This is a genomic window from Aeromonas sp. WP2-W18-CRE-05 (genome assembly GCF_014168615.1).
Lineage (GTDB): Bacteria > Pseudomonadota > Gammaproteobacteria > Enterobacterales > Aeromonadaceae > Aeromonas > Aeromonas caviae.
Genome location: NZ_AP021917.1, coordinates 4350925 through 4363571, shown reverse-complemented (window position 1 = coordinate 4363571; position 12647 = coordinate 4350925). Strand labels below are relative to the sequence as shown.

General features: G+C 63.1%; 11 protein-coding genes. 10 read left to right on the top strand and 1 reads right to left on the bottom strand.

The genetic code is table 11. The annotated features are described in order from the left end of the window. Positions 1-208 precede the first annotated feature (208 nt). Positions 209-1156, bottom strand: a complete 948-nt coding sequence (locus H7R73_RS20395; protein ID WP_019706001.1) for an IS30-like element ISAs2 family transposase — start codon at positions 1154-1156, stop codon at positions 209-211. Between the two features lie 419 nt (positions 1157-1575). On the opposite strand from H7R73_RS20395, the gene mraZ reads away from it, so the two are divergent. The 10 genes from mraZ (at position 1576) to murG (ending at position 12594) form a co-directional block, all read left to right on the top strand. Next, complete coding sequence (mraZ, locus tag H7R73_RS20390; RefSeq protein WP_039040489.1) at positions 1576-2034, top strand: division/cell wall cluster transcriptional repressor MraZ; 459 nt, start codon at positions 1576-1578, stop codon at positions 2032-2034. Next, positions 2035-2973 (top strand): 16S rRNA (cytosine(1402)-N(4))-methyltransferase RsmH, encoded by a 939-nt coding sequence (gene rsmH / locus H7R73_RS20385; RefSeq protein ID WP_042015088.1) that lies wholly within the window; start codon positions 2035-2037, stop codon positions 2971-2973. Positions 2974-2976: 3 nt separating this feature from the next. Beyond that, positions 2977-3291 (top strand): cell division protein FtsL, encoded by a 315-nt coding sequence (gene ftsL / locus H7R73_RS20380; RefSeq protein ID WP_010675842.1) that lies wholly within the window; start codon positions 2977-2979, stop codon positions 3289-3291. Then, complete coding sequence (locus H7R73_RS20375) at positions 3288-5054, top strand: penicillin-binding transpeptidase domain-containing protein (protein ID WP_182951395.1); 1767 nt, start codon at positions 3288-3290, stop codon at positions 5052-5054. Before ftsL ends, H7R73_RS20375 begins: the two co-directional genes overlap by 4 nt. A gap of 95 nt (positions 5055-5149) precedes the next feature. Further along, on the top strand, positions 5150-6634 hold the full coding sequence (murE, locus tag H7R73_RS20370) for a UDP-N-acetylmuramoyl-L-alanyl-D-glutamate--2,6-diaminopimelate ligase (protein ID WP_039040490.1): 1485 nt from the start codon (positions 5150-5152) through the stop codon (positions 6632-6634). Further along, entirely contained in the window at positions 6631-7986 is a 1356-nt protein-coding gene (gene murF / locus H7R73_RS20365; RefSeq protein WP_103259468.1) for a UDP-N-acetylmuramoyl-tripeptide--D-alanyl-D-alanine ligase, read from the top strand. Before murE ends, murF begins: the two co-directional genes overlap by 4 nt. Beyond that, the gene (gene mraY, locus H7R73_RS20360; RefSeq protein WP_010675838.1) at positions 7980-9062 is read left to right on the top strand and encodes a phospho-N-acetylmuramoyl-pentapeptide-transferase; all 1083 of its coding nucleotides are present in this window, start codon (positions 7980-7982) and stop codon (positions 9060-9062) included. The genes murF and mraY overlap by 7 nt, the downstream gene beginning before the upstream one ends. Positions 9063-9065: 3 nt before the next feature. Then, positions 9066-10349 carry a UDP-N-acetylmuramoyl-L-alanine--D-glutamate ligase gene (gene murD, locus H7R73_RS20355; RefSeq protein ID WP_103259469.1) on the top strand — a complete coding sequence of 428 codons (1284 nt, stop codon included), beginning with the start codon at positions 9066-9068 and terminating at the stop codon, positions 10347-10349. Next, complete coding sequence (gene ftsW / locus H7R73_RS20350) at positions 10346-11530, top strand: cell division protein FtsW (RefSeq protein ID WP_010675836.1); 1185 nt, start codon at positions 10346-10348, stop codon at positions 11528-11530. The genes murD and ftsW overlap by 4 nt, the downstream gene beginning before the upstream one ends. After that, positions 11527-12594 (top strand): undecaprenyldiphospho-muramoylpentapeptide beta-N-acetylglucosaminyltransferase, encoded by a 1068-nt coding sequence (gene murG / locus H7R73_RS20345; RefSeq protein WP_010675835.1) that lies wholly within the window; start codon positions 11527-11529, stop codon positions 12592-12594. The genes ftsW and murG overlap by 4 nt, the downstream gene beginning before the upstream one ends. Positions 12595-12647: the final 53 nt, after the last annotated feature.

Genomic DNA, 12647 nt, shown 5'->3' with positions numbered 1-12647 from the left:
GAAATTTCTGCTTTATCTGATCCTCGTTAATTTTGGTTTGATGTGGCTCTATATCATGTATGCCGACGAGCTGACATTGGGCGCCAATCTACTGCTGACTTTTCTTCTCATCGTCTATAACCTGCTGCTCTGCCAGCTGGTGGTGCTGCGAGCCCGTCGGGTAGGGGATGGCTATATCGCGAATTCAACTTCGAAGTGCGACACTCGCCTATGCCGCCTGACGGTACTCTTCGAATACCTTGACAGGCTGCCTGAATCCGAGACATTTCCGAGGTCGTAGGTTGAGCCACTGCTCCGCTCTCCTGACATCCTCGTCCGTGACCTCTCTCAGGTCTGTTCCCTTTGGGATAAACTGCCTCAACAGCCCATTGCTGTTCTCGTTCAGACCGCGCTCCCACGAAGAGTAAGGGTGCGCAAAGTAAGTCTCGGCACCCAGCGCTTCCTCTATCGCCTTGTGTTCGGCAAACTCGCCGCCGTTGTCAAAGGTGATGGTATGCACCTGCTCGATGTAGGGCGTTAACATCTCGATTATCGCATCCCGCACCACCCCAGCCTGTTTGCTCGCGACCCGCTTGACCAGATAGAGCCGGCTCTTGCGCTCCACCAGGGTGACCAGTGCACCTGTGCCTTGCTTGCCCAGCACCGTGTCCGCCTCCCAATCACCGAGCCGCTCCCGGCTATCGACGATAGCCGGCCGTTCATCAATAGAGCGGGCTTCCTTGATGGGAGAACGCAGGCTGCTCGCCCCCTTGCGGTAGCGCTTGTGGCCCTGGCGCAGATGGCGGTACAACTGGCCACCCCGGGCTTTGTCGGCGGCCACATGGCGGTATATCCACTCGTGACTCACCATGAGGCCTATCTGCTTGCCCACCGCGCTTATCTGCTCCGGGCTCCACCACCAGGCGAGTGTCAGCTCGACAAACTGGATGACATCGGCAGATAGCCGAGATTTGGCCGCACTGGCCCGTCGGTGGGTGGCGTGCTGATGCGCATTGTCTGGCTGGTAGCCCTGCGGCCCGGCGTTACGACGCAGCTCCCGGTAGAGGGTGGAGCGATGAACGCCAATGGCGCGTGCGGTGGCAAGGATGGACATCCCCTGTGCGCGAAGCACCGATAACTGGTATCGTTGCCCCTCGGTCAACTGCTGATAGCTCATGGTGATACTGCTTTTACTTTGGCGAGCAGAAGGGTACCACCAATCAGCAGTTGGCCACCTCTCGCCATTCATCCATGAGTGTCGCACTTATTATCTGAATTCCCGTATCATCTATCCCGTGGTGGGCGTCAGCATTATCCTGTGCGCCGTCGTGCTGTTCCGTTTCATCATTTCCCCGTGAAATCGATTAATTACGAGGCACACTTCGCCGGGATGATTTAATTCTCCCATGAATAACTTGTGGAAAATCAATTCATTTAATCGGTAGTCCCATCACGCTGCGTCAATATGTTCCCCATGCCCGAGATCCTTGCTTGAAAAGCCCCCTGCTCGTCCTTAAACTTCATGGTGGAGAAAAGTGGATCAAAGTGGTTTTATTGGGCATCTAGCCCCCATAACTCACCTTCGGGGACTGCAATTTGTTGCGTGGCGCTCACGCCATCAGCCTGGACAGCAAGGGGCGGTTGGCGATTCCGACCAAATTTCGTGATTGGCTGCGCGACGAATGCGACGGCCAGCTGGTCTGCACCATCGACATCGCCCATCCCTGTCTGCTGCTTTATCCCCTGAATGAATGGGAAGAGGTGGAGCGCAAGCTGAAGACCCTTTCCAGCACCAACCCGGCGGAACGCCGCCTGCAGCGTCTGCTGCTCGGCCACGCGGCCGAATGCGAACTGGATGGCAATGGCCGTCTGCTGCTCAGCCAGCCGCTGCGCAGCCATGCCGGGCTGGACAAGAAAGTCATGCTGGTGGGTCAGCTCAACAAATTCGAGCTGTGGGATGAAGCCCGCTGGCAACAACAGATCAACGACGACATCCTGGGCCTGCCCGAGGACGACTGGGCAAGTTCACCACGACTACAGGATTTTTCTTTATAAATGACCCAAGCCGCTGAACACATCACAGTGCTGTTGCACGAAGCCGTCGAAGGGCTGGCCATCAAGCCGGACGGTATCTACGTCGACGGTACCTTTGGCCGGGGTGGTCACTCTCGTCTCATTCTCCAGCATCTGGGCCCCAATGGCCGTCTGATCGCCATCGACCGGGATCCCCAGGCCATTGCCGAGGCGGCCAAGATCCAGGATCCCCGTTTCGAGATCGTGCACGGTCCCTTCTCCGGCATCACCCGCTATCTGACCGAGCGCGGCCTGCTGGGCAAGGTCGATGGCTTCCTGCTGGATCTCGGTGTCTCCTCCCCCCAGCTTGACGATGCCGAACGTGGCTTCAGCTTCATGAAGGACGGCCCGCTCGACATGAGGATGGATCCCACCTCCGGTCAGAGCGCCGCCGAGTGGCTGGCCCGCGCCGATGTGGACGACATCGCCTGGGTGCTGAAAACCTTCGGTGAGGAGCGCTTCGCCAAGAAGATTGCTCGCGCCATCGTGCACGATCGGGTGACAGAGCCCTATGTGCGCACCCGCCAGCTGGCGGAGATGATTGCCCGGGTCAACCCGAGCAAGGAGAAGGGCAAGCACGCGGCGACCCGCAGCTTCCAGGCCATTCGCATCTACATCAACAGCGAGCTGGACGAAATTGAAACCGCCCTCAACGGCGCGCTGGACGTGCTGGCTCCTCACGGTCGTCTCTCCGTCATCAGCTTCCACTCTCTGGAAGATCGGCTGGTGAAGCATTTTATTCGCAAGCATGAGAAAGGTCCTGAAGTACCCCACGGCATCCCCCTGACCGAAGCCCAGCTTGCCGGTGGTCGCAAGCTGAAGTCGATCGGCAAGGCGCTCAAGCCTTCCGACCACGAGGTCAATGAAAACACCCGGTCCCGCAGCTCGGTGCTGCGGGTCGCAGAGCGTCTTGCGGAGTAAACGATGAGCGACGTGCGCGTTCACCTCGCCAGGGAGATCGTTGCGGATCTCTGGCGCCACAAGTTGCAGGTCCTGTTGACCGTTGCCGTGCTGGTCACCGCCTTTGCGGTGATCCTGGTGACCAACATGACCCGGGGTCTGACGGCCAAGCAGAACGATCTGATGGCGGAGGAGGACAGGCTCAACATCGAGTGGCGCCACCTCTTGCTGGAACAGGGCACACTGGCTGAGCACTCCCGGGTGGCGAGTCTGGCCATGGACAAGTTGCAGATGGCTCGCCCCCTGGTGACCACTGAAAAGGTAATTACACAACCATGACACGCAAGGCCGCCACCAAGGCTCCGGCAAAGGACAAAGCCAAGGCGAAAGCACCCTCACTCTACCCGTGGCGCTTTCGTACCCTGGTTTTCTTCATCGGCATCGCGTTTGCGGGGCTGATCCTGCGGCTGGCCTGGATCCAGGTGATCGATCCGGACAGACTGCGCCAGGAGGGGGACATGCGCTCCCTGCGCACCACCTCCACCCAGGCGGTGCGCGGCATGATCACGGACCGCAATGGCGAACAGCTTGCGGTATCCGTGCCGGTCGAAGCGGTCTGGGCCGATCCCAAGACGGTGCATGAGTCCGGTGCCATCCACAACGAGCGTGCCTGGCTGGCACTCTCCGCCGTGCTCAAGCTCGACATCAACACCCTCAAGCATCGCATCGCCAACCCGAGCAAGCGCTTCGTCTATCTGCAGCGGCAGGTGACGCCTGCGGTGGCCGAGTACATCAAGGGGTTGAAGCTGGGGGGCATCTATCTGCGCCCCGAGGCGCGCCGTTTCTACCCGACCGGCGAGATAAGCTCCCACCTAGTGGGGGTGACCAACATCGATGGCAGCGGCATCGAGGGGATTGAGCGCAGCTACAACGAGTGGCTGACCGCAACCCCTGGCGAGATGCGGGTGCGCAAGGACAGGCAGGGCCGCGTCATCGAGCGCCTGGGCCTGGTGAAAGAGGGCAAGCACGCCAACGATCTGCAACTGAGCATCGATCAGCGGGTGCAGGCGCTGGCCTATCGCGCCCTCAAACGGGCTACCGACGAGAACAAGGCCACCTCCGGCTCCATGGTGATGCTGGATGTGAAGACCGGCGAGGTGCTCGCCATGGTCAACACCCCCTCCTACAACCCGAACAACCGCGGCCAGTACCAGAGTTTCCGGGTGCGAAACCGGGTGGTGACCGATACCTATGAGCCGGGTTCCACGGTCAAGCCATTGATTTTGCTTAGTGCCTTGCAAGCCGGTGTCACCAGCTGGAAGGACTTCATCCCGGGCGGCCCCCTCTTTATCGGGGCCAAGCAGATCCGTGACGTGAGTATCCACAAGGCGACCAACCTGTACGACATCCTGCGCTACTCCTCCAACATCGGCATGTCGCGCATCGGGCTGCGGATGCCGGCCCAGGAGATGATCAATACCCTGAGCATGGTGGGATTCGGCATGGACACCGGCAGCGGCCTGATGGGGGAGAGCAGCGGCATGCTGCCCCAGCGTCGCCGCTGGTCCGACATCGAGCGAGCCACCCTGTCGTTCGGTTATGGTCTGCGAGTGACCCCGCTGCAGCTGGCCTCCGCCTACGCCACCCTGGCCAACAAGGGCAAGCGGGTACCGCTCTCCATCATCAAGGTGACCAAGCCGCCCAAGGGTGAGCAGGTCATCGATCACAACAACGCCGCTGCCATGTTGCAGGCGCTGGAGTACGTGGTCAGCAATGCCATTCCCAAGGCCCAGATCCCCGGTTATCGGGTCGGTGGCAAGAGTGGTACCGCCAAGGTGGCCGTGGCTGGGGGCTATGGCAAGGACTACATGGCCTGGTTTGCCGGTTTCGCGCCAGCCAGCAATCCCCGTTTCGTCATGGTGGTGGTGATCAACGAGCCCAAGGGGGATGCCTACTACGGCGGTGCCGTGGCGACCCCGCCCTTTGCGGAGGCCATGGGAGGCGTGTTGCAGCTCTTCAACATCCGTCCCGATGCGATCCCGCCCGAGGTACCCGCCAAGCTTGCCCGCACGGAGGCCAACAATGGCGCACCGCGTACTTGACGGGCATCCGGCTTTTTCCATCGGCCCCGCTGCTGTCGGGGCGTTTTCCATGGCGTGTACGAGCGCCCGCATTCCCGCATTTTCGGAGGCTTCCCATGCCGCCCCGCACACTTGATCAACTGATGAGCCGCTTCGGCATCGATGCCCCGGCGCTTTCCCTCACCGATCTCCAGCTCGACAGCCGGCGGGTCGGTCCCGGCTCGCTCTTCGTGGCGATTCGTGGCCATCAGGTGGATGGCAGGCGCTTCATCGAACAGGCGGTGGCTCAGGGAGCGACCGCCGTGCTGTTTGAGGAGGACGGAGAATTCGTCCCTCCGGCGACCCAGATCCCCTGCATCGGCATGAGGGATCTTCCCGCTCGTCTCTCCGAGCTGGCCGGTCATTTCTACGGTCACCCTGCGCAAAAGCTGCAACTGGTGGGCATCACGGGCACCAACGGCAAGAGCACCACGGCCCTGCTGGTGGCCAACTGGCGCACCCTGCTGGGGGGCAAGGCCGGGGTCATGGGCACCATAGGCAACGGTCTGTTTGGCGAGCTCATCGAAGCAGAGAACACCACGGGCAGCGCGGTCCAGGTGCAGGCCAATCTGGCCGCCTTGCAGCAGCAGGGGGCCGATCTGGTGGCGATGGAGGTCTCCAGCCACGGTCTGGTGCAGCATCGCGTGGCGGCCCTGCCGTTTGCCGCGGCAGTCTTCACCAACCTGAGCCGGGATCATCTGGACTATCACGGCACCATGGAGGCCTATGCCGCGGCCAAGGAGGAGCTGCTGAAGCTGGTGGATGAGCCTTGCGCCGTCATCAACGCCGATGACCATCTGGGACGGCAATGGCTGGCGACCTATCCCGGTGCGGTGGCCTTCGGGGTTCATGGTCCGATTGAAAACCATGCCGGACGACAACTGACGGCGCAGGATCCCCACTTCCACCAACAAGGTTTTGATACGCGCATTAACTCCAGCTGGGGGAATGGTGTATTATCCGCCCCCTTGCTCGGCCGCTTCAACGTCAGCAACGTGCTGGGCGCCATGGGCGCCATGCTGGTGCTCGGCTATGACTTCGATGACCTGCTGGCGACGGCCCCCAGACTGCAACCAGTGACCGGTCGCATGGAGTGCTTCGGCGGTGGCGATGCGCCGCTCGCCGTGGTCGATTACGCCCACACCCCGGATGCGCTGGAGAAGGCATTGCAGGCCCTGCGGGTGCACTGTCACGGCCGGCTCTGGTGCCTGGTGGGATGCGGCGGCGACAGGGATCGCGGCAAGCGTCCCATGATGGCTGCCATGGCGGAGCAGCATGCGGACTGCGTGATCCTGACCGACGACAATCCCCGTACCGAGGAGCCGGCCCGGATCATGGCCGACATGGTGGCGGGTCTTCGCGATCCCGGCGCCGTGCAGATCGAGCACGACAGGACCAAGGCAATCCAGTTGGCACTGAGCCAAGCGAGCAAAGAGGACATCATCCTGGTGGCCGGCAAAGGCCACGAGGATTATCAGATCATTGGAACCGACAAGCGGCACTACAGCGATCGGGAAACCGTCGCAGCCGCCTTGCACACATTAATGGAGTCATTCAAATGATGACCCTCAGGCTTGCCGACCTGGCGCAGGTGCTCGATGCCCGTCTGATCGGGGGCGACCATGAGATCACGGCGGTCAGCACCGACACCCGTACCCTGGGCGCGGGGGCGCTGTTCGTGGCCCTGCGCGGCGAGCGTTTCGACGCCCACGATTTCTGCGACCAGGCGGTTGCCGCCGGCGCCAGTGCCCTGCTGGTGGAGCGTGAATTGCCGCTGGCCATTCCACAACTGGTGGTGGGCGACACCCTCAAGGGGCTTGGGCGTCTGGGCAGGCTGGTGCGCGAGCGCATCAATCCGAAAGTGCTCGCCATCACCGGCAGCTGTGGCAAAACCACGGTGAAGGAGATGGCGACGGCCATCCTGCGTTGTGAAGGGGAGGTGCTGGCCACCGCCGGCAACTTCAACAACGAGGTGGGGGTGCCGCTGACCCTGCTGCGCCTCGAGCCGCAACACCAGTTCGCGGTGATGGAGCTGGGAGCCAACCACCCGGGCGAGATCGCCTGGACCACGTCGCTCGCCAGACCCGACGCCGCCATCATCAACAACGTCGCTGCCGCGCACCTGGAAGGCTTTGGCTCCCTGGAAGGGGTGTTCCATGCCAAGAGCGAAATCTTCGAAGGGTTAGGCGAGGGCGGCACCGCCATCGTCAATGCCGACAACGAGTTCTGGCCGAAGTGGCGTGAAAAGGGCATCCAGTGCGCCTTCTCCCTCGAGGATCGGCGTCAGCCGTTCCACGCCCGCGACATCGCGCTCAACGAGCAGGGTTGTGCCGGGTTCGTGATGGTGACGCCCCAGGGAGAGGTGAACCTGACCCTGGCCATTCCGGGTCGCCACAACGTGGCCAACGCCCTGGCTGCTGCCGCCGGGACCCTGGCCCTGGGCGCATCGCTTGCGTCCGTCAAGGCGGGGCTGGAGCAGATGGCGCCGGTCAAGGGCCGTTTCTGCGTGCAACGCTGGGGTGGCCTCACCCTGGTGGATGACACCTACAACGCCAGCGTGGAGTCCGTGCTGGCGGGTATCGATGCCCTGACCGCCATGAACGGCTACAAGGTGCTGGTATTCGGTGACATGAAGGAGTTGGGTGAGGAGTCCGCCGCGCAGCATGCCCGGGTCGGACACCACGCCCGTGAGCAGGGCCTCGATGCCGTGCTGACCGTAGGGGAACAGAGTCGCCACACCGCAGATGCCGCGGCTGGCCGACATTTCGATAACAAGGCGTCGTTGTTTGAAGTGCTTGCGCAAATGATAAAGACACATCAGGAAATTTCGATTCTGGTCAAGGGCGCCCGTGGCTCCCGCATGGAAGATATCGTCGAGATGGTCAAGGGCCATCAGGAGTCAGCCACATGCTAGTCTGGCTGGCGGAACTGCTCACCCCGCACTTCACCTTCTTCAACGTCTTCTCCTACCTGACGTTTCGCGCCATCCTGTCGATCATCACCGGTCTGGTGGTGGCGCTCTGGATGGGGCCGCGCCTCATCCGTCGCCTGCAGATCATGAAGTTCGGCCAGGTGATCCGCAACGACGGTCCCGAATCCCACCTCAGCAAGAAGGGCACCCCGACCATGGGCGGCCTGATGATCATTGCAGCCATTTTCACTTCTGTGCTGCTCTGGTGCCGCCTCGACAACCCCTATGTCTGGCTGGTGCTGTTCGTGCTGGGGGCCTATGGCGCCATCGGTTTTGCCGATGACTATCTCAAGGTGGTGCGCAAGAACACCGACGGCCTCATCGCCCGCTGGAAGTACTTCTGGCAGTCCGCGGTCGCGCTGGGTGTGGCGGTCTTCCTCTACGCCACGGCTACCCACGATGGCCAGACCCAGCTGGTGGTCCCCTTCCTCAAGGATGTGATGCCCCAGCTCGGCCTGATGTTCATCCTGCTGACCTACTTCGTCATCGTCGGTACCTCCAACGCGGTCAACCTGACCGATGGCCTGGATGGCCTCGCCATCATGCCCACCGTGATGGTGGCGGGGGGCTTCGCCCTGATCGCCTGGGCGACCGGCAACGTCAACTTCGCGAACTACCTGCACATTCCCTACGTGCCCTACACCTCCGAACTGGTGATCGTCTGTACCGCCATCGTGGGCGCGGGCCTGGGCTTCCTCTGGTTCAACACCTACCCCGCCCAGGTCTTCATGGGGGACGTGGGTTCCCTGGCCCTGGGCGGCGCGCTCGGTACCATCGCGGTGCTGGTGCGCCAGGAGTTCCTGCTGGTGATCATGGGGGGCGTCTTCGTGATGGAGACCGTCTCGGTGATCCTGCAGGTCGGATCCTACAAACTGCGCGGCGTGCGGATCTTCCGCATGGCCCCCATCCATCACCACTATGAGAAGAAGGGCTGGCCGGAGCCGCGCGTCATCGTGCGCTTCTGGATCATCACCCTCATGCTGGTGCTGCTTGGCCTCGCCACCCTGAAGGTGAGGTAAGCCATGGTCATCATCATCGGACTCGGCAAAACCGGACTCTCCTGCGTCGATTACTTCCTCTACCGCGGCGTCACGCCGCTGGTGATGGACACCCGTGCCAATCCGCCGGGCAAGGACGAGCTTCCCCCCGAGGTGGAGCTCATCCACGGGTTGGACGCGGAGCGGCTCAAGCAGGCGCACATGATAGTGGCGAGCCCGGGCATCGCCCTGGCGACTCCGGAGTTGAAGGCCGCCGCCGAGTTCGGGGTGCGCATCGTCGGTGACATCGAACTGTTCGTGCGTGAAACCCAGACGCCCGTCATCGCCATCACCGGCTCCAACGGCAAGAGCACGGTCACCACGCTAGTGGGTGAGATGATCGCCGAGGCGGGACTCAAGGTCGGTGTGGGGGGCAATATCGGCACCCCGGCGCTGTCGCTCCTCAAGCAGCCCATGGATCTCTGCGTGCTGGAGCTCTCCAGCTTCCAGCTCGAGACCACCTGCAGCCTGCGGGCCGCCGCCTCCGTGGTCCTGAACCTCAGTGAAGATCATATGGATCGCTATGCCGGCATGGCGGATTACCGCGCCGCCAAGATGGAGATCCATCAGCACTCCCAGCACATCCTGATCAATCGCGACGATCCCCAGACCCTGCCCGATGTGGGTCAGGTGTGGCAGAGTTTCGGCCTCGACTGCAACGGCTACGGTCGCTGCGAGCTGGAGGGCCGTCACTGGCTGACTTTGCACGGTGAGCCGCTCCTGGCGGTGGACGAGATGAAGATAGTGGGTGCCCACAACCAGGCCAATGCCCTGGCGGCCATGGCCCTGTGCGATGCGGTGGGCATTCCCCGCGAGGCACAACTTGCCGTGCTGCGCCGCTTTGAAGGCCTGCCTCACCGTGCCCGCTTCGTGCGGGAGGTAAATGGGGTGCGCTGGATCAACGACTCCAAGGCCACCAACGTGGGGGCGACCCTGGCCGCCGTGGCCGGGGTGCGTGAAGCGGTCAAGGGCCGCCTGCTGCTGCTGGCCGGTGGCCAGGGCAAGGGGCAGGACTTCGGCCCGGTGCAGGCCCTGCTCGGCAGCCAGATCGATCACATGTACTGCTTTGGCCAGGATGCCGAGGTGCTGCTGGCCCTGGGCGAACAGACCGAGCGGGTTGCCGATCTTGACGCTGCTGTCGCCAAGGCGGCGGCCGACGCCAGGCCCGGTGACTGGGTGCTGCTGGCGCCGGCCTGCGCGAGCCTGGATCAGTTCAAATCCTTTGAAGCGCGCGGCGATCGCTTCACCGAACTGGTGATGGGCTTATGAACGCCCTGCGCGTGGTTGCGGGATTCTTGCAGCGCTGGTTGCTACCGGCACGCCCCGCCGGTCTCTACGATCGGCAACTGGTGGTACTGGCCCTCGCCCTGATGGGCGTCGGGCTGGTAATAGTGGCGTCCGCTTCCATTCCGGAGGGGATCGCCATCAACAACGATCCCTTCATGTTCGTGAAGCGCCACGGCATGTTCCTTGTGATGGCGCTGGGTATCTCCTGGTTCGTGTTGCAGGTGCCCATGGCACGCTGGCAGCACTACAACGGCCCCATGTTGTTGCTGGCCATCGTGCTGCTGGTGATGGTGTTGCTGGTGGGGCGCAGCGTCAACGGCTCGGTACGCTGGCTGCCGCTGGGCCCCTTCAACCTGCAGCCGGCCGAGTTCGGCAAGCTGGCGCTGTTCGTCTATCTGGCGGGTTATCTGGTGCGCCGTCAAAGCGAGGTGCGCGAGCGCTTCATCGGCTTCATGAAACCCATGGCGGTGCTGTTCGTGGTGGCCATCCTGCTGCTGGCCCAGCCGGATCTCGGGTCAGTGGTGGTGATGTTCGTCACCTCCCTCGGGATGCTGTTCCTGGCCGGTGCCCGGCTGGTGCAGTTCATCGGTCTCATCCTGGTGGGGGTGAGCGCCGTGGTGACCCTGATCATTGCGGAGCCCTACCGGATGCGGCGGGTGACCTCTTTCCTCGACCCTTGGGCCGATCCCTTTGGCAGCGGCTATCAGCTGACCCAGTCCCTGATGGCCTTTGGTCGGGGGAGCTGGTTTGGCGAGGGGCTCGGCAACTCCATCCAGAAGATGGAGTACCTGCCGGAGGCCCACACCGACTTCGTGTTCGCCATTCTGGGCGAAGAGCTGGGCTACGTGGGGGTGCTTGGCGCACTCTTCCTGATTTTTGCGCTGGCGGTGAAGGCGCTCAAGCTGGGTCACCAGGCGCTGGTGGCCGAGCGGCTCTATGAAGGTTATCTGGCCATCGGCATCGGCATCTGGTTCAGCTTCCAGACTTTCGTCAACGTCGGTGCCGCCAGCGGCATGATGCCTACCAAGGGGCTGACCCTGCCGCTGGTCAGTTATGGCGGCTCCAGTCTCATCATCATGATGGTGGCGGTGAGCATGTTGATTCGTATCGATTTCGAGTTGCGCCAGGCGAGTGCCCAGGCGCGCGTGCGGGAGGTTGCGTGAGCAAGACGTTACTGGTGATGGCGGGTGGTACCGGGGGCCATGTGTTCCCCGGCCTGGCCGTCGCCGATCGCCTCAAGGCCCAGGGCTGGACCATCCACTGGCTCGGCACTGCCGACCGGATGGAGGCGGAGCTGGTGCCTGCCCATGGTTATCCCATCTCCTTCATCGACATCCAGGGGGTGCGTGGCAACGGCATCAAGCGTCTGCTCGCGGCGCCCTACCGTGTCATCAAATCCGTGCTGCAGGCCCGCCAGGTGCTCAAGACCATCCAGCCCGATGTGGTGCTGGGCATGGGGGGCTTCGCCTCCGGCCCGGGTGGCGTGGCCGCCTGGCTGTCCGGCATTCCGCTGCTGCTGCACGAGCAGAATGCCGCCGCCGGCCTGACCAACAAGCTGCTGGCCCGTATCGCCAGGCGGGTACTGATGGCCTTCCCCGGTGCCTTCGCACCCAATGCCCGCACCGCCGTGGTGGGCAACCCGGTGCGCCCCGAGGTGGTGGCGCTGCCGGATCCCCAACTGCGCAGCAGCAGCGATCCTCTGCGCCTGCTTGTGGTCGGTGGCAGCCTGGGGGCCCGGGTCCTCAACGAGCAGGTGCCTCCTGCGGTTGCAGCTGCCGGTGTGCCCATCGAGGTGCGTCACCAATGCGGCAAGGGCAACGGGGAGGCCGTGGCTGCTTCCTATGCCGGGCTGGGGGTCGAGGCCGAGGTGAGTGAATTTATCAAGGACATGGCGGATGCCTATGCCTGGGCTGACCTGGTGGTGTGCCGCGCCGGCGCATTGACCGTCTCCGAAGTGGCCGCTGCCGGTGTGGCCGCCATCTTCGTGCCCCTGCCCCATGCGGTGGACGATCACCAGACCCGCAACGCCCTGACCCTGGTCGACGGCGGTGCGGCCGAGTTCCTGCCCCAGTCCGAGCTGACGCCGGCGGCGCTGGCGTCGCGCCTATCCTGGCTCGCCGGGCGCAGGGAAACTCTGTTGAACATGGCCCAGGCCGCGCGCCGGGTCGCCATCATCGATGCTGCCGAACGGGTTGCCGATGAGTGCAAACGGCTCGCCACCGGCTGAGCCAAACGAGATGGAAGGCCAAGATGTGCCGCCAAGGCCCCGCTTCTGTCTTC

What these genes read in the sequence shown, in the direction of transcription:
- ftsL (WP_010675842.1), top strand. Translation starts at nt 2,977, where the DNA reads ATGAGCGACGTGCGCGTTCACCTCGCCAGGGAGATCGTTGCGGATCTC.
- mraY (WP_010675838.1), top strand. Translation starts at nt 7,980, where the DNA reads ATGCTAGTCTGGCTGGCGGAACTGCTCACCCCGCACTTCACCTTCTTC.
- murD (WP_103259469.1), top strand. Translation starts at nt 9,066, where the DNA reads ATGGTCATCATCATCGGACTCGGCAAAACCGGACTCTCCTGCGTCGAT.
- H7R73_RS20375 (WP_182951395.1), top strand. Translation starts at nt 3,288, where the DNA reads ATGACACGCAAGGCCGCCACCAAGGCTCCGGCAAAGGACAAAGCCAAG.
- murE (WP_039040490.1), top strand. Translation starts at nt 5,150, where the DNA reads ATGCCGCCCCGCACACTTGATCAACTGATGAGCCGCTTCGGCATCGAT.
- ftsW (WP_010675836.1), top strand. Translation starts at nt 10,346, where the DNA reads ATGAACGCCCTGCGCGTGGTTGCGGGATTCTTGCAGCGCTGGTTGCTA.
- H7R73_RS20395 (WP_019706001.1), bottom strand. Translation starts at nt 1,156, where the DNA reads ATGAGCTATCAGCAGTTGACCGAGGGGCAACGATACCAGTTATCGGTG.
- rsmH (WP_042015088.1), top strand. Translation starts at nt 2,035, where the DNA reads ATGACCCAAGCCGCTGAACACATCACAGTGCTGTTGCACGAAGCCGTC.
- murF (WP_103259468.1), top strand. Translation starts at nt 6,631, where the DNA reads ATGATGACCCTCAGGCTTGCCGACCTGGCGCAGGTGCTCGATGCCCGT.